This window comes from Rubrivirga sp., from assembly GCF_965213695.1.
GTDB lineage: Bacteria > Bacteroidota > Rhodothermia > Rhodothermales > Rubricoccaceae > Rubrivirga.
Genome location: NZ_OZ243912.1, coordinates 1 through 14,565, shown reverse-complemented (window position 1 = coordinate 14,565; position 14,565 = coordinate 1). Strand labels below are relative to the sequence as shown.

At 70.7% G+C, this 14,565-nt stretch carries 18 protein-coding genes; 13 read left to right on the top strand and 5 right to left on the bottom strand.

The annotated features are described in order from the left end of the window. The first annotated feature begins 17 nt into the window (after positions 1 to 17). The 3 genes from ACOOHE_RS00090 to ACOOHE_RS00080 all read left to right on the top strand — a co-directional run bounded on the left by ACOOHE_RS00090 (position 18) and on the right by ACOOHE_RS00080 (position 2,803). Positions 18 to 1,202, top strand: a complete 1,185-nt coding sequence (locus ACOOHE_RS00090) for a hypothetical protein (protein WP_420455764.1) — start codon at positions 18 to 20, stop codon at positions 1,200 to 1,202. A gap of 94 nt (positions 1,203 to 1,296) precedes the next feature. Further along, entirely contained in the window at positions 1,297 to 2,247 is a 951-nt protein-coding gene (locus ACOOHE_RS00085) for a hypothetical protein (RefSeq protein ID WP_420455763.1), read from the top strand. Then, a complete protein-coding gene (locus ACOOHE_RS00080; protein WP_420455762.1) occupies positions 2,231 to 2,803 on the top strand; it encodes a hypothetical protein in 573 nt (190 codons plus the stop codon). The genes ACOOHE_RS00085 and ACOOHE_RS00080 overlap by 17 nt, the downstream gene beginning before the upstream one ends. A gap of 11 nt (positions 2,804 to 2,814) precedes the next feature. Here the strand turns inward: ACOOHE_RS00080 and ACOOHE_RS00075 are convergent, their stop codons facing one another. The 4 genes from ACOOHE_RS00075 to ACOOHE_RS00060 all read right to left on the bottom strand — a co-directional run bounded on the left by ACOOHE_RS00075 (position 2,815) and on the right by ACOOHE_RS00060 (position 5,181). Continuing rightward, positions 2,815 to 3,732, bottom strand: a complete 918-nt coding sequence (locus ACOOHE_RS00075; RefSeq protein ID WP_420455761.1) for a CHAP domain-containing protein — start codon at positions 3,730 to 3,732, stop codon at positions 2,815 to 2,817. Positions 3,733 to 3,775: 43 nt separating this feature from the next. Next, positions 3,776 to 4,045, bottom strand: a complete 270-nt coding sequence (locus tag ACOOHE_RS00070; RefSeq protein ID WP_420455760.1) for a hypothetical protein — start codon at positions 4,043 to 4,045, stop codon at positions 3,776 to 3,778. Positions 4,046 to 4,184: 139 nt separating this feature from the next. Continuing rightward, positions 4,185 to 4,940, bottom strand: a complete 756-nt coding sequence (locus tag ACOOHE_RS00065; protein WP_420455759.1) for a DUF6266 family protein — start codon at positions 4,938 to 4,940, stop codon at positions 4,185 to 4,187. An 88-nt stretch (positions 4,941 to 5,028) separates the two neighbouring features. Continuing rightward, positions 5,029 to 5,181, bottom strand: a complete 153-nt coding sequence (locus tag ACOOHE_RS00060; protein ID WP_420455758.1) for a hypothetical protein — start codon at positions 5,179 to 5,181, stop codon at positions 5,029 to 5,031. A 556-nt stretch (positions 5,182 to 5,737) separates the two neighbouring features. On the opposite strand from ACOOHE_RS00060, the gene ACOOHE_RS00055 reads away from it, so the two are divergent. The 10 genes from ACOOHE_RS00055 to ACOOHE_RS00010 all read left to right on the top strand — a co-directional run bounded on the left by ACOOHE_RS00055 (position 5,738) and on the right by ACOOHE_RS00010 (position 14,232). Next, positions 5,738 to 6,976, top strand: a complete 1,239-nt coding sequence (locus tag ACOOHE_RS00055) for a tyrosine-type recombinase/integrase (RefSeq protein ID WP_420455757.1) — start codon at positions 5,738 to 5,740, stop codon at positions 6,974 to 6,976. Then, the gene (locus ACOOHE_RS00050; RefSeq protein ID WP_420455756.1) at positions 6,969 to 7,775 is read left to right on the top strand and encodes a hypothetical protein; all 807 of its coding nucleotides are present in this window, start codon (positions 6,969 to 6,971) and stop codon (positions 7,773 to 7,775) included. The genes ACOOHE_RS00055 and ACOOHE_RS00050 overlap by 8 nt, the downstream gene beginning before the upstream one ends. Before the next feature lie 192 nt (positions 7,776 to 7,967). Next, the gene (locus ACOOHE_RS00045; protein WP_420455755.1) at positions 7,968 to 8,279 is read left to right on the top strand and encodes a helix-turn-helix domain-containing protein; all 312 of its coding nucleotides are present in this window, start codon (positions 7,968 to 7,970) and stop codon (positions 8,277 to 8,279) included. A 573-nt stretch (positions 8,280 to 8,852) separates the two neighbouring features. Then, entirely contained in the window at positions 8,853 to 9,032 is a 180-nt protein-coding gene (locus tag ACOOHE_RS00040; protein ID WP_420455754.1) for a hypothetical protein, read from the top strand. Beyond that, positions 9,029 to 11,464 carry a DUF3987 domain-containing protein gene (locus ACOOHE_RS00035; RefSeq protein ID WP_420455753.1) on the top strand — a complete coding sequence of 812 codons (2,436 nt, stop codon included), beginning with the start codon at positions 9,029 to 9,031 and terminating at the stop codon, positions 11,462 to 11,464. The genes ACOOHE_RS00040 and ACOOHE_RS00035 overlap by 4 nt, the downstream gene beginning before the upstream one ends. Before the next feature lie 2 nt (positions 11,465 to 11,466). After that, entirely contained in the window at positions 11,467 to 11,688 is a 222-nt protein-coding gene (locus tag ACOOHE_RS00030; protein WP_420455752.1) for a hypothetical protein, read from the top strand. Between the two features lies 1 nt (position 11,689). After that, entirely contained in the window at positions 11,690 to 12,235 is a 546-nt protein-coding gene (locus ACOOHE_RS00025) for a hypothetical protein (RefSeq protein WP_420455751.1), read from the top strand. Positions 12,236 to 12,239: 4 nt separating this feature from the next. Next, the gene (locus ACOOHE_RS00020) at positions 12,240 to 12,656 is read left to right on the top strand and encodes a hypothetical protein (protein WP_420455750.1); all 417 of its coding nucleotides are present in this window, start codon (positions 12,240 to 12,242) and stop codon (positions 12,654 to 12,656) included. After that, on the top strand, positions 12,656 to 13,807 hold the full coding sequence (locus tag ACOOHE_RS00015; protein ID WP_420455749.1) for a hypothetical protein: 1,152 nt from the start codon (positions 12,656 to 12,658) through the stop codon (positions 13,805 to 13,807). The genes ACOOHE_RS00020 and ACOOHE_RS00015 overlap by 1 nt, the downstream gene beginning before the upstream one ends. Positions 13,808 to 13,881: 74 nt before the next feature. Further along, positions 13,882 to 14,232 carry a hypothetical protein gene (locus ACOOHE_RS00010; RefSeq protein ID WP_420455748.1) on the top strand — a complete coding sequence of 117 codons (351 nt, stop codon included), beginning with the start codon at positions 13,882 to 13,884 and terminating at the stop codon, positions 14,230 to 14,232. 102 nt (positions 14,233 to 14,334) lie between these two features. On the opposite strand, the gene ACOOHE_RS00005 is transcribed toward ACOOHE_RS00010, so the two are convergent. Next, on the bottom strand, positions 14,335 to 14,538 hold the full coding sequence (locus ACOOHE_RS00005; RefSeq protein ID WP_420455747.1) for a hypothetical protein: 204 nt from the start codon (positions 14,536 to 14,538) through the stop codon (positions 14,335 to 14,337). Positions 14,539 to 14,565: the final 27 nt, after the last annotated feature.

Below are 14,565 nucleotides of genomic sequence, written 5' to 3'. Positions count from 1 at the left end.
AAGTCCCAAAAAAACCTGTGGCCCGCGAGCCCCAGCAGCGCCGACGCGGGCGACGGCGAGGCTCGGGTTCAGAACCGCCGGGCCCTCGGAGCCAGAGCTACATCACCGAGGACCGGGGCGGCGGGAAGCTGGCCGACTGCGGGCTCCTCCTCCTCGACGAGGAGCGGGTCGAGGCCGAGTGGTATCTCTGGGAGGGCGACCGCCCGAACATTGGCCCCTACGCCAAGCAGAACGGCTACATCGCCATCCGCTACAACGGCGAGCTCTTCCACGTGACGTCGCGGAAGATCGAGTTCCGGTGGTTCGGGATCATCGAGAAGACGGTCCAGGACCGCGTCACGATCATCCTCGAGCCCCGGCACTTCAAGCACGACGGGATGAAGTGGGGCGTCCACCCGGACCAGAGCCGGAGCCGTCTCATCTTCACGGGCGACGGCGAGAAGGGGGTTGAGGTCCCGCTCTCCGACTGGGGCTATGAGTTCGCCGAGGTCATGCCCGAGCCAATCCGCGAGGCCGTCATGGCTGCTCGCGGCGACCTAGCCGGTTCCATCGACGACGACGAGTACCGCAAGCGGCTCCAGGACAAGTTCGGTGACCGCTGGACAACGCGGAAACTCGTCGTCTCGCCCAATGGGAAGGGCGATAAGGAAGTCGCACCTCCTACCGGCGAGGAGGACATGAACGACGCACCGCCAGGTGGTGGGGGCGGAGGCCGGTCGCGGTCTCGCCAGGGTAGCCGGAGCACGAAGAAGGTCCGTCTCCGGACCACGACTGACGCCGGCCCCCTCAACGGCCGAGAGCGCGAGCGGCCGGTCGATGTGCCGCGCTACGCCTTCCGCCGGGCCGACGACTTCGAGAAGGACTGGCACCTCGCCACGTACATCCCGAACGACCCCGAAGGCCCCACGGTCTACATCAACCTCGACAGCGGCATCCTTCAGGAGGTCATCGAGTACCATCAGGAGCGGTACCCCGAGGTCCTTCACGAGGAGGTAGCCGGCATCGTGAAGCAGGTCTTCGGCGAGGTCGCTGCGTGCAAGGTGGCTCACGCTCAGCGGCTCACTAAAGAGATTCCGGAGCAGGAACTCAACAAGAGCTACCGCAACGAAGAGGCGCTCACCATCGGGCTCATGGGGCTCATCGCCGAAGAGGCCGTCATTTCTCAGCGAGTCGGCCGCCTCGGTAAGAAGAAGGCCGATTGACATCGCCGGCCCGAACACAGGGTGGGCACCTGATTCAAGGTGCCCGCCCTGCTCCGTCTCTGGCTCTATATCAATCCACACTGCCCCGGACCCCGTGCCTCGTCATTTCCTCCAACCCTACGAGTTCACAATCCGCGAGCGCGGAATCGACACCCGACTTCCCATCCAGGCTTTCGACGGCAATACCTCGGCCGTCTCCGAAATCGCTCGGATGTTCTACCAAATCCAGGCGACTGGAACCCATGACGCTCGTCGCCAGCGGGTGCTCCGTCACCACGGGACTGTCCGAGAGACGCCCGACTCGGTCTGTGTCCAGCTGAAAGCGGGCGAGTATGGAATCGCATCGAGCCTGTTCGACGTCGAGTCCGGCCACGAAGAAGAAAAATCGCCAACCAAGGCTGATCTTTTCAAGCACTACGTCCGGTTCGACGCGCCGAGCAATGCGACGCGAGCCGTCGTCATGCTCCACAAAATCGGAAACCGGAGCGTGCTCAATCCGCTCCGGGATAGTCTCCGGGCGTGGTTCAGAGGCCGGCACCCGCTCTACGTCGTAGAGGTCTCGAAGCTTATCCCCCGAGAGATTCTCAAGCGGTTCCTCGAAGAAGGAGATCTGACCGAGATCCGCCTCAAGCGATTTCGGCTCCCGTCGGACCGGACTGACATACTCGGGACTGACGGAGGGTTGGCAGAGCAAGTGGGGACCTTCTATGAGGTGCTCCGTCCAAAGCGGGGCAGCAGGTTTCGCACACCCCGCTTCCTCAACGAGATCATCAACGGGAAGCGGTACACGGAGGTCACGGCTCTTCAGGAGCCCGACCTCTCTGGCGTCTCCGTCGAGTTGGAGTTCGGCGGCTCGACGAAGCGCGTGCATCTTGACGACTTCAACCGCTTCCCCAACTCGCTCGAGGTCACCGATGACCTCACCTTCGACGAGGGCCAGAACCCTACATTCACCTCGGTTGACGTTGTCGCCCAGAACCTCGCGGGCGACTTCATGCGCCAGCTCGGGATGGCCGGTCTCGACCAAGATGACCCTTCTCAATGACTGGTTCGGGAAGTTCTCCGTCGTCGAGATCGTACGGGAGCACTGGCGAACCCTCCAGATCATGGACACCGCGTCCTACCTAGACGCGACGCGTGACGGCCCTCGCGATTGGTGGACGGTCGGGGTCTTGTATGGACTGCCTGCCCTCCTCGCTGGGCTGGCGGGCTGGGTTGGCCTATCCATTGGCGATGTACCAGCGTCGGCGCTTCTCGGTGCGTTCGCCGTCCTTGCCGGTTTCCTATTCAACCTACTCATCCTGCTTCTCGACGTGATCAAGCGGCCGGAGGGGACGGGGCATACCGCTCGGCTCCGCAAGGAGACCTACGCGACCCTCTCGTACTGCATCCTCATCGCTCTCGTCGCAGTCGTCCTCCTCGCCGCGCTGGTGTTGAGCGGGAGTCCGGTCGCCCGGCCGCTCTTCCACTTGCCTCCTGTCGTGATGGAGGGAATTTCGTCGTTCTGGGACGCGGTAGCTCTCTACCTCTCGGCTCACTTTGTACTGAACCTTTTTGTCGTCCTGAAGAGGATAAACAAACTGGCCTCCCGAGAAGCCTAGCGGCCCAACCCTCACCACCAGTGGGACGGGTCGACCGGTGTGAAGCTGACGATCCGGAAGTAGCTCCCCGGCGCGATCCGCCGCTGGCGCCGCCACACCCCGTCCCCGTCGCGCTGGCTCCCCGCCCGGCCCGGCGACGTGTTCCCCTCGACTGTCTCGCCGCTCGCGCCGTTCCAGGCCAACGCGAACCCCGCGTGCCCGAACGGCCCGTTCCCCTTCCGCCAGACCACGACGGCCCCCGGCGGCACCGGCTTCGCGCCCCGGAGCGCCTCGCTCGCCCGGATCGACCGGGCCGTGATGAACCGGGCCGCGAGGCCCGACCGGATCATGCGCCGCCGTCCGTCGAGCGGCGCCCGGACGCCGGCCGCGTCGAGCACGTACGAGACGTAGGCCGCGCACCACGGCTGCCCCGGCCCGAGCCCAACCGAGCGGAGGAACCGCTCGACTCGCAGCCCCCGGTTGGCCCCACCGCGCTCGACGGTCCCGACGTAGGCGAGCGCCGTGTCGAGGTGGGCCGGCCGCATTCGCGCAGTCCCAGGGAGTTCGTGGCCTGACTCGCCGGCCGCTGGCGGCGCGCACGAGCAGACGCACCGGCACGCCGCCTCGCTGTCCGTCTCCGTCGCCGTGGGTAGCACACTCGCCGACTGCGCCGTGGCCACGGTCGCCGAGAGCAGGACCGCCAGCGCGAGAAGCGCGAGTGCGTACGCCACGTTCCCCGCCTTCAGCTCTGCCACGGTGTCGACTTCGTCCAGGACGTACCGGTCGAACGCCCAGAACAGCCCGACGGCCAGCGCCGCCTTGAGCAGGCCCGCCGCGAACCCGGAGAGCTCGACCGGAGTGACGACCCCGGCCCCACCGTCGGTGAACGTGGCGTAGACGGCCGTCCCCGTCGCGAGGAGCAGCGCGCCCAAGAACTTCTCGGCCTTCATCGGTCTGGTGGGGTTGAGTGAGAGAGTCAGCGATCCGGCCGCGCTACCGTTCGAGTCGGGCCTCGAGCTGGTCGATCCGGCGCTCGGCGTGCTCGATCCGCCGCTCGTGGCTCGCCTGCTGCACGAGGACCCCATTCAGTGAGTCGCCGAGCCGTTCGAGGCGGGCCGTGTTGACGGCGATGTCCTCGGCCACCTCGTCGAGCGTCCGGTTCGCGCTCCATCCGAAGAGGGCGACGAGGAGCGCGACGGCGAGGTGGAGCGCGTTCCGCGCGAGCCAGCTCTCGACGGGGTGATTGTGAGCGTTCGGGTCCATCGGCCCAGTCGGAGACGACGCCGGCCCCGCTCCCAGTTCGCTCCTGACCAACTCCTACTGGAGGGCGGTCGGAGCGAGCGAGAACGGGGCCGGCGCCTCGGGTGAGCGCGTGGCGTCCGCGCGTAGCGCCAGCCCGCGGCTAGACGAGCGCGCCGGCCTCGTCCGGGACCGGACCGGCGTCGCCGTCCCGGGCGGCCTGGAACGCGGCCCGCTTGCTCGCGCCGCTCACGACGACGTCGGCCGCAGCGTCGGCGTCGTAGCGGACCGAGCCGTGGAAGGCCAGCTTCGGCTCGCCGCCGGCCACCGGCCGGTACGGCACGACGTGGACCGCGTACATGGCCCGGTCGGCGAACGGGACGCCGAGCGCCGCCTGACCGTCGGCCCGGGTCAGCCCGGTGATGATGTCGACGGCCGCCCCGTCCGGCCCGGCTACGACGACGGCGATGGCGTCGTCGGGCTGGCCGCCGGCGGGGTCCCACGTCACGAGCGTCGCGCCCGCGCCGTCGTCGGCGAGGCTCGTCGGCTCGGCTGGCGCGAGGCCGCCCCGCGTGAGGAGCATCTGGGCCGCGTCGAACGTGCCGGCGTCGGTGCCCGGCACGGCGTCCGAGCGCATGACGCGGACGTTGGCCCGGACGAACTCGTTGAACGCTGTCGTCGCGTTCCGGCCGGAGCGTGCGAACCGGCGCCAGTACGGCCGGACGAACCCGTCCATGAGTGAGGAGCCCGCGCGCGTGAGTTGGGCGAACAAGTCGCGCTGGGTCGTCTGCGCAGCGGTCTGGGGGTTTGTCGGCGTGACGCGGGCACGGATCACGTCCTTCCCGCGCCACTTGGTCATGACGACGGTGCCGACGGCGTTGCGCCCGCCGCCGAGGATGCCTCGGTCGAGGATGGCCATGGGTCTGTCTGGGGGGTGGGGGAGCGCTCAACCTCGGCCTCCCTCTCATGCCGGTCCAGGTCGTCTGCTCAACCTCACGGGAGTCCAATCAGTCCTCGCTCGCGTACACGATGGACCGGACGCGCTCCTCGCTCAGGTAGTACGGCCGCCCCTCAGCGTCGGCGTACGGCCCGACGAGCTGGCGGACGGCGTCGTCGACCGTCGCGCCGCCCGACCGGAGCCGTCGGAACGCTGTCCGCATCCGCCGGTCCCGGACTACGACCGCGACCGCCCGCCGGACGCGCCGGTCGGCGAGCGCGTCTTTGACCTCAGCCGCACTCGGCTCCGCCGCCAGCGGGGCGGGAGCACCGGCGGGGGAGGGCGCCGAGGGTTCTCGGGAAAAAGTGGTACCCATCGTGATACCACAAAAAACGAAACCGGCCTCTTCGGGTTGCAGGGACCGGTTTTGGAGCGGTTCGGGTGGGCTCTACTGGACCTGAGTTCCTGTCGCGGCTTGGCGTAGATTGCGACGGACGACGCCGCAAACCGCGTTTCCCGCCCCTTTAGCGCCTCTCCTTGCCGCCCCGAATGACGCCCCGTGACGCAGATCGTTGTACCCATGTTGTACCGGGCTCGGTCTCAGCCAGGGGCGCCCGCTCTCTCTCCCTCGTGCGCGCGCGCGTACGCGCGAATGAGACGCTGAGACCTGAGACACGTGAGACGTATCGGAGAGAGAGAGTAGTAGTACCCCCCTCTACTACTACCCTGGAGGGGGTGTGTCCTGAGAGAAGGGCCGGGGGGCGCTGCGCCTGAGACCGATGCCCGCGCCCACCGTCGCCCTCGTCCTCCGCCCATCCAAGTCCCGCGACAACGGGGAGGCCCCGGTGTGGCTCCGCGTCACCCACGCCCGGCGCTCCCGGTTCTACACCGGCACCGGCGTCGCCGTCAAGCCGCGCGACTGGAACGAGAAGCGGAAGGAGGTCCGGGCCTCGCACCCGCTGGCGGACGCCTTCAACACCCGGCTCGGCGACCTCTACTCCCGTGCCCGCGCCGCCGCGACGACGGCGGACTCGGCCGAGGACGTCGTCGCCAGCCTCGACGGCTCGGCGTCCGGCTCGCTCTCGTCCTTCTTCGACCGCTACCTCGACCGGCTCAAAAGGGGCGGGCAGGTGTGGGAGGAGAAGAAGTACCGGACGCTCAAACGGAAGCTGACGGCCGCGCTCGGGTGGCCTCTCACGTGGGGCGCGCTGACGCCCGACCGGCTCGACCGCTTTGCGTCGCACCTCCGCACGAAGGAGAAGAACGGGCCGAACACTGTCCGAAAGGAGTTCGACCGGCTCCGCCGCGTCGTCCGGCTGGCGGTCCGGGAGGGTGAGCTCGACCCCGGGGCGGACCCGTTTGTCCGGTTCCAGATCCCGAAGCCTGCGCCCGTCGAGCGCCGCCGCCTCACGCCCGCCGAGGTAGGGAAGCTCGTCGGGCTCGGCCCCGACGACGGGGTCCGCGACGGGTCCCGCCTCGCGGCCGTCCGCGACCTCTTTGCCCTCCAGTTCTACGGGGCCGGCGCCCGCGTCTCCGACGCCCTCCAACTCACGCCCGAGAACGTCGTCGGCGACCGGCTCGCCTACACGATGATGAAGACGGGGCACGTGCAGTCGGTCCGGCTCCCGCCGCCCGCGCTGGAGATCGTCGCCCGGCTCTCCGCCGCCGTCGAGGCCCGCGACACCCAGGCCCGGGGGAAGCACGGCCGGTACCTCGTCCCGCTCCTCAAGCGCGGCGACGACACGGACCCCACCGGGCTCCGCCGACGCATCAGCTCCGCCTCGGCCGTCGTGAACAAGCTGCTCAAGGAGCTGGCGGAGCTCGCCGAGATGGACCCGACGGGCCTCTCGTCGCACGTGGCCCGGCACAGCTTCGCCGACTTCGCCCGCCAGTCGGGCGACCTCTACGCTGTCTCGAAGGCGCTCGGTCACTCCGACCTCGCCACGACTCAGGCCTACCTCGCGAGCTTCGACCGGAGCGCGGTCGACAAGCTCACCGACTCCATGTGGAATGAGTGACGCCCCCGCCAAGCGGCCGACGGAAGACGCCCTGGAGGGCTACCCCCTGGAGTTCCAGCGCGAGCTGTACTCGTTCTGCGGTGCGCTCATCTTCAAGCTCCTCCAGGTCGGGTTGCTCGACGCACCCACTGTAGTAGGGATGATCCGGGAGGCCATCGAGGAGGCCCGGACCGTCTTCGTCGAGCGGGGGATGATCGAGTTCAAGAGGTGGTGGGAGGACGAAGGGCAGTTCGCCAATGCCGTCGAGGCGACAGTCGTCGACGGCAACTTCCTCACGCTCATCCCGGTGCAGGACACCCGAGGCGGCAAGCAACTCGTGGAGAGTGAGCACACATGGGGCGGAACCACTCACGTCCACGTCTACACGATCCCCGAGGTCGACCCGCTCCCGGAGAGCGAGCTCGGCGAGTCGCCGGACTACTGGCGGCACCGGCTCCGCCAACTGGCGGCGGAGTACGTCGCCACGCACAACATCCAGCCCCGGAACCCGCTCGGCCGGGACTTCCCCGTCGGCCCCGACCTCATCCTCGAATCCGGCGTCCCGACCCGTCTGCCAGCCGATGAGGAGGCCGTGATGATCGCGAACCGGCTCACGGGGCTCGGCAACCCCGACCGGCTCCGCTACAGGATGAAGCTCCTCCGAGGAGACGGCCCCTACATCCCGGCCGCGCTCCTCGAAGACGTCGCAGCCAAGATGATCACGTCGACGGCAACGGCCCGGAGGAACCTCATCAAGGGTGGTTTCGAGCTCCCCGAGGATCTGACGTACGTGCTCACCTCGCCCCGAAAAGCGACGTAGCCCCGTCCTCCGCACGCTCGTTCACGCTGGCGAGCGCCTCGTTCACAAATCGAGCCCCCCCGAGATGAGCCTCGGGGGGGCTCGTTCGCACTTCTACGGGTGGCGGTCGAAGCGCCAAACGAAGACAACGAACGAGATCCACGATCCGAACGAGACGGTATGTTGATGAACGAGAACCCTGCCCGCCCGCCCATGCAGATCCACGAACCCCTCGCCCTCATCCCGGCCCCGGTCTCAGAGATCGGCCTGGAATTGGGGCGTGTCGCGTCGGCCGACCTCCTCGCGACGATGCCGGAGATCATCCGCCGCTCCCGGTTCGGCGAGTACATGACGGGCGGGCAGGTCGAGGCCGAGACCGGGCTGTCCTCGCGACAGCTCCGGCACCTCCGGTCGACCCGTCAGATCCCCTACACCAAGAGGGGGCAGACGATCCGGTACAAGACCTCCGAGGTCTTCGCCTTCATGGACGCCGGCCGCATCCCGGCCCGCGACCCCATCCCATAGACACGAGCGCGCCCCGTCAGCCCGAAGGCCGGCGGGGCGCGCTCGCATTCGTTCACCGGCACCTCGACCGCCAAGTCATCAAAGGTGCCCAGCCACATGGACCGTGCTCCAACATACGTCTCCGACCGCTGCGGGTTCAGCCCGAAGCAGCGCCCCCAGCGCGAACACGCCGACGCCGACCGTAGCGCCAGCGCTCATCTACGGCCGCGCGCCCGACGGCTCGCTTGCGTTCGCCTCGGCCGTCGCCGACCCCTCGGCCCTCCACGCCAGCCCGGCCGACGTCGAGACCTTCCTGAGTGTCGACGCCCCGGCGCCGGTCTCGGTGCAACGGCCGATGCCCTCGCCATCCGTCTGCCTCGACTGCGCGTGGGCGCTGGCGGCATGACCGGACCCGGCATCTTCGGCCCCCCGGCCCTCCCGCGCCCCTTGGGCCGCCCCGTCACTCCGCCCGCCTCGGTCGACCGAGGCGGGCACAGGCGGAAGCCACTTCCGCCAGAGGCCCCATCCCGGCCGCGCGTTTCCGCCTCGGCGACGGGCTCGTTCAGGATGGGGCGGGGCGCCCGAGTCGTCACCGTGGACGTGCTCGTCGACGGCGTCGTGTTCTCGTGCCTCGTCCGCGCCGACCGCGTGGTCACGCCGACGATGCGCGGCGAGCGCGCCGTACGGTTCGCCGACCCCGGCCTCGACGCCGAGGTCCACCGGGCCGCCGTCGATGCCGCCCGAGATGCCGAGCTGGCGGGGTGGCTCCTGTGACCTACGCCGAGATCCTATCCCGCGTCGAGTCCCGGACGGGCCACACCCCGCGCCGCTCCGGTTCGGGCCACGTCGCCCGGTGCCCCTCCCACGACGACTCGACGCCGAGCCTCACGCTCTCCGAGGGCGACGACGGCCGCACGCTCGTCTGCTGCCAGCGCGGGTGTTCGTTCGAGGACGTGACCTCGGCGCTCGGGCTCAAGCCCTCCGACCTCTTCGACGGGTCGAGCGACGGTTCCGCGCCCGCGTGGGACCCGAAGCGCGACGGGTACGACGAGACGGCCGTGTACGTCTACCAGGCGTCCGACGGCGCGGCTCTCTTCGAGAAGGTCCGGCGCGAGCCGAAGACGGGGCACCCGGCCCGAGGGACGGCCAAGGCGTTCACCCAGCGCCGCGACGATCCCGACCGGCCGGGCCGGAAGCTCTACAACCTCCAGGGCGTCGATCGTCCGCTCTACCGGCTCCCCGACGTGCTCGATGCCGTCGCCAGCGGGCGGCTCGTGTTCGTCGTCGAGGGCGAGAAGGACGCCGACCGGCTCGCCTCGCTCGACCTCGTCGCGACGTGCAACGACGGTGGGGCGGGGAAGTGGAAGCCGATCCACACGGCCGCGCTGGAGGGCGCGCTCGTCGTCGTCGTCCCGGACAACGATGCGGCGGGGCGTGCCCACGCCCGGGCCGTCTGCCGTGCGCTGGAGGGCGTCGCCGAGTCCGTCGCCGTCCTCGACCTGCGGGAGCTCCCGGACGGGTCGCCGATGCCGGTCAAGGGCGACGTGTCGGACTGGCTCGATGCGGGCGGGTCGGTCGAGGCGTTCAAGGACCTCGTCCGCGACGCCCCCTCGTTCGCGGCTTCGGCCCTCGCCCGTGACGGCGACGAGGCGGAGGACAGCCCATCCGGCACGGACCCCGTGGCGATCCCGGAGCGGGTCTACGGCCTGCTTCCGCCCGCGCTGGCGGACGCCGTCGGGCGCGTCGAGGCGTGGGCTGTCCGCGACGCCTTCCTCACGTCGCTCCTCGTCTGCCTCTCCGGCGCGCTCCCGCACGTCCGGTTCTCCTACGGCCGGGGCGAGTACCTCAGTCCGCACCTCTTCGCGTTCCTCTACGGCCCGGCCGCGTCGGGCAAGGGCGTCGTCTCGCTCGCCCGCGCCTGGCTCCACGGGATCGACGACGCGCTCACTCGCGACTCCACGACGGCCCGCGAGGGGTGGGCCGCGAAGAAGGCCGAGCGTGACCGGCTCCGGCGCTCCCGCAAGAAGGCCGACCAGGACGAGGTCCAACTCCTCGACGAGACCGACCCGCTCGGGCCGGAGCCGCCGTCGCGCTACGTGCTGATGGGCGAGGACACGACCTCGGCCGGGCTCGTCGACGCCGTCCACGACAACCCCGAGGGGGCCGCGCTCGTCTCGACCGAGGCCGACACTGTGACCGACGCAAACGGGAAAGAGCACGGCCGCTTCTCCGCCATCTTCCGCAAGGCGTTCCACAACGAGCGCCACGCCGAGAACCGCCGGACCGGCGGGCGCCTCGTCGTCCCCTCCGTCCGGCTCGCCGTCCTCCTCGCGGGCACGCTCGACCAGGTCGGGCGGCTGTTCGAGCGCGGCGTCGAGGACGGGCTGTTCTCCCGGTTCATCTTCTACGGGCTCGGCTCGACGCTCCGCTACGAGAGCCAGCGCGGCGCCAGCGCCGACCGGGAGTTCGACCGGATGACCGAGGCCCGGGCCGCCGACGCCCTCGCGCTCCACCGCGCGCTCAGCGCCCGCCCCGTCGACGCGGAGGGCCGGACGGCCCCGCTCTACGTCGACCTCCCCGGCCCGGCATGGGACCGGATGGACGAGGCGTACCGCGCCCTCTTCGACCGGCTGTTCAACGGCGCCCGTGCTCACCCGGCGCTCGCGGCCACCGTCAAGCGTGGCCCGGTCATTTGCTACCGGATCGCGTCCGCCCTCGCGGTATCGCGGGCCTTCGGGGCCGGCGTCGACCTCACGGCCGCCCCCTCGCTCACGGTCTGCGACGACGACGCCGAGGCGGCCCTCCTCCTCTCGCTCGTCTACGTCGAGACGGCCCTCCGTCACGCCGAGGCGTTCAGCGAGAGGTACCGCACCGGCGACGCCCTCGACGGCGACGACGCGCCGGGCGGGGCGCACCGGACGACGGCCGCCGACCGCGACTTGCTCGACCGGCTCCCCGACGAGTTCGACCCCGACGCGCTGGAGGCCGCCGCCAGCGAGGCCGGCGCGAGCCGTGCGACCGCGTTCCGCCGCGCCGCCGCGTGGGTGAGCGCCGGGCTCGTCGTCAAGGAGAAGGAGGGCCGTCGGACGACGTACCGGAAGGTCACGCGCCCTGCCCCCGAGGCGTTCGTCGGCGACGGGCGGGCCTCGACGCCCCCGGACCTCTCCGTCCCCTCCGACCCGTGGGCTGGAGAGCCGCCGTTCTAGCCATGACACCGACCGACCCCGCTCCCCGGCCGACGCCCCGCGACGCCCGCATTCAGCTCAACAAGATGGAACGATGGTGCGAGCGGAACGCTGACCGCCTCGGGGCCGCCGCCGTCCGGCTCCGCGCCCTCTTCGAGGTCGCCCACACGCCGGAGCACGCCGACTACCTCGCTGGCGAGATCCGCGAGCTGGCGGGCGCCCTCACCCACCAACCCCACGCCTGACGTGTCCGCAGACACACCCACGACCGCCGCCCGCGTCCTCGTCGGGATCGACCCCGGCACGACGACCGGGCTCGCCAGCGTGGATGTCGACACCGGCGCCGTCCTCGGGGTCTCGTCGGCCGGGCCGCTGGAGACCGTCCGCCAGCTCGAAGCGCTCGCGGCCGAGGGTCGGCTCGCCGGGGCCTACCTGGAGGACGCCCGCGCGCTCCCGCTCTACGCGAGGCACGGCCGCGCCAACCGAGGCCAGCGCGACCGGATCGCCCGGGGCGTGGGCCAGGTCGACGGGCTCACGGACCTCTACGTCTCGCTCCTCACGGCGCTCTCCGTCCCGTTCCAGTGCGTCGAGCCGTCACGCCGGAAGAAGTGGTCGGCCGAGGTCGCCCGGCGCCTCACGGGCTACCAGGGCCGCACGAACGAACACGGCCGCGACGCGCTCCGCCTCGTGTACGGGCGGAGTGTGCCGGGTGGCCTCTTCGACCTCGCCGACACGTCGAGCGGGGGCCACGGAAACCGTAGCACAACGCGGCGCGGCGCCCCAACGAGATAGGCCGATGGCGAAGCCTCACCCCGACAACGACGACCGCGCACAGGCCGTCCTCTACGCCGCTCTCCACGGCGATCCCGCCGCGTGCGCCCGGTTCGGGATCACGTCCCGCTCGCTCCGCAACTGGCGGGCCGAGACCCGCCGCAACGGCTCCGAACTTTCCGAAACGTTCCGCCGCTACGCGGGCGCCGTGTGCCCGGACGTTCGGGCTGGCGACTTCGGCGCGTGGATGCAGGGCCGCGTCAAAGAGCTGTCCGACGTCATGCTGGAGAAGGCCCGCCAGATCGACCCGAAGAACCCGGAGGCGCTCCGGGCGGTCGGCGAACACATCGGGACGCTCCTGGAGACCCTGACGGCGCTCACCTACATCGGGCGCCTGTTCCAACGCGAGGAGTCCGACCGCCAGACCGGCGAGGCTTCCTGATGGGCTGGGAGACCCGGAGCGGACGGGACGGGGCCGAACACGGCCCGTACTACTACCGCAAGGAGCGGACGGCCGACGGTGTCCGGTCGGTCTACGTCGGGTCGGGCGAGACGGCCGCCCTCTTCGCGCGCTCGGACGAGATCCTCGCCGAACGCGCCGCCCTCCAGCGCTTCCGGCTCCGGTCCCTCCTCGGACCCATCGACGACGCGCTCGGAGCCCTCAGGGACGCCGAGCGCCGTCTCCGGCTCTACCGCGACGCTTACCTCGTCGCTTGCGGCTACCGCGACCACAAGGGCGAGTGGCGCCGCCGACGGCGCTCCTCGCTCACCCCGTTCTCACTCCCCCCCGCAGACATGGCAAAGAAGTCCGCCCCCCAACGCGCGAACACGCGCGCAACCCTTCCCACAAAGCCGGACGGGATGCGGGTCGGGACCGCCCTGGAGATGGACGGCCGCGAGGTGTTCCGCCCACCCGTGGGCTCCGACGAGGCCGACGTCCGGGCCGTCGAGGCCGCCCTCCGCCTCGCCGAGGCGGGCGACGACGAGCGCGCCGCCGTCGACCTGCGGAAAGCGCTCTCCGCGTTCCCGCCGGAGGCGTTCGGGCCGTCCATGCAGGGCACGACGACGACGTGCGTGGCCCGGTCCTACACGAGTCAGCCGGTCCCCCAAGCGTTCCTGATGCTGGAGTGCGAGCGGAACGCCGAGGCGCTTATCGAGCCTGGGGACTCCGCCCTCGTCGCGGGGGCGTGCCGCCTCGCTGCCCTCGCCGAGCTGGCGCTCCACGTCGCGCAGGCGCGGGCCTCGGCGTCGCTCGGGAAGGGCGAGAGCCTCCGGCTCATCGAGTCGCTCGACGCGCGGGTCACGTCGGCCCAGACGCGGTACCTCCGTGCCGTCGCCACCGTCGCCAAGCTCCGAGAGATGGAGCGTCAGGAGCGCCGTCGGGTGGACAAGCACACGAAGACCCACGGGTCGAACATCCCGCAGATGGCCGCCGCCGAAATCAGCCGCCGCCGGAAGGCTCGCGCCGAGGCTCAGACGGTCGGTGAGTTGCTGGAGACGAACCCGGCGGCGCGTCCGCCAGTGCCGCTGCCGGCGCACGCGGGCGACTCGACTCCGAGCCCCGCCGAGCTCGACCTCGTCGCCTCGGCGTGAGCGTTTTCGTCCGGACGAAAACATAACTTGCCAGGGTCGCCCGCCTCGGTGCTGACTCTCTCTGACTCGACGTGATGCCGCCCCCCGAATCGCCGTCCACTTGCGGGACCGTCGCCCCCACGACGGAGGCCGTCCTCGACGCCGTGCGAGAGATGAACGGTCGGCGGGCTCTCCGCCCGGCCCGGACCGTGAGGGACGCCGCGCGGGAGGTCGAGGGGTTCCTCGTCGTGCCGGAGTGGTACGCGGGCGAGCGGGCGTCCGACGTGGCCGCCGACTTGCTCCGCTCGGTCTACGGCGTCGAGCCGTCCGCCTCGCCCTACCTGTGGGCGCTCTACGCCGAGGGCGCCCGGCGGCTCGGGTTCACCGGCGCCGTGCCCGTCCCGGTCCTCCCCGCTGGCGGAACGGCCCGGCCGGCGGAGGCATAGCAGGAGTGGAGCGACGGGGCGCGAGCCCCTGACTCTGTGCGGGACCCCGGTGCGTTGCAGCGTGCCGGGGTCTCTTGTTTTCAGACTCCGCCCGAGGGGACGCTACGCCAGAGACGCCGCCAGCCCGCGAACCTCCTCGGCGTGCGCCTCGACGGCCGCCCGGAGCCGGTCGAGCTCGTCGGCCGTGAGCTCACGGCCGCGCGTGACCGTGGTGTACCACGTGTTCTCGGCGAACCCGGCGGCCTCGGCGACGCGCCGGACGGGGAGGTAGGGCTTGAAGAGGTCGGAGAACTCGCGTGCGGTCATGGGTGGAGCCCAGAGGGCGGAAAGGGG

Excerpts from the sequence above, each read along its gene's own strand:
- ACOOHE_RS00045 (WP_420455755.1), top strand. The coding sequence starts at position 7,968 with ATGCAGATCCACGAACCCCTCGCCCTCATCCCGGCCCCGGTCTCAGAG.
- ACOOHE_RS00075 (WP_420455761.1), bottom strand. The coding sequence starts at position 3,732 with ATGAAGGCCGAGAAGTTCTTGGGCGCGCTGCTCCTCGCGACGGGGACG.
- ACOOHE_RS00050 (WP_420455756.1), top strand. The coding sequence starts at position 6,969 with ATGAGTGACGCCCCCGCCAAGCGGCCGACGGAAGACGCCCTGGAGGGC.
- ACOOHE_RS00070 (WP_420455760.1), bottom strand. The coding sequence starts at position 4,045 with ATGGACCCGAACGCTCACAATCACCCCGTCGAGAGCTGGCTCGCGCGG.
- ACOOHE_RS00055 (WP_420455757.1), top strand. The coding sequence starts at position 5,738 with ATGCCCGCGCCCACCGTCGCCCTCGTCCTCCGCCCATCCAAGTCCCGC.
- ACOOHE_RS00015 (WP_420455749.1), top strand. The coding sequence starts at position 12,656 with ATGGGCTGGGAGACCCGGAGCGGACGGGACGGGGCCGAACACGGCCCG.
- ACOOHE_RS00010 (WP_420455748.1), top strand. The coding sequence starts at position 13,882 with ATGCCGCCCCCCGAATCGCCGTCCACTTGCGGGACCGTCGCCCCCACG.
- ACOOHE_RS00080 (WP_420455762.1), top strand. The coding sequence starts at position 2,231 with ATGACCCTTCTCAATGACTGGTTCGGGAAGTTCTCCGTCGTCGAGATC.
- ACOOHE_RS00060 (WP_420455758.1), bottom strand. The coding sequence starts at position 5,181 with ATGCGGACAGCGTTCCGACGGCTCCGGTCGGGCGGCGCGACGGTCGAC.
- ACOOHE_RS00030 (WP_420455752.1), top strand. The coding sequence starts at position 11,467 with ATGACACCGACCGACCCCGCTCCCCGGCCGACGCCCCGCGACGCCCGC.
- ACOOHE_RS00065 (WP_420455759.1), bottom strand. The coding sequence starts at position 4,940 with ATGGCCATCCTCGACCGAGGCATCCTCGGCGGCGGGCGCAACGCCGTC.
- ACOOHE_RS00005 (WP_420455747.1), bottom strand. The coding sequence starts at position 14,538 with ATGACCGCACGCGAGTTCTCCGACCTCTTCAAGCCCTACCTCCCCGTC.
- ACOOHE_RS00020 (WP_420455750.1), top strand. The coding sequence starts at position 12,240 with ATGGCGAAGCCTCACCCCGACAACGACGACCGCGCACAGGCCGTCCTC.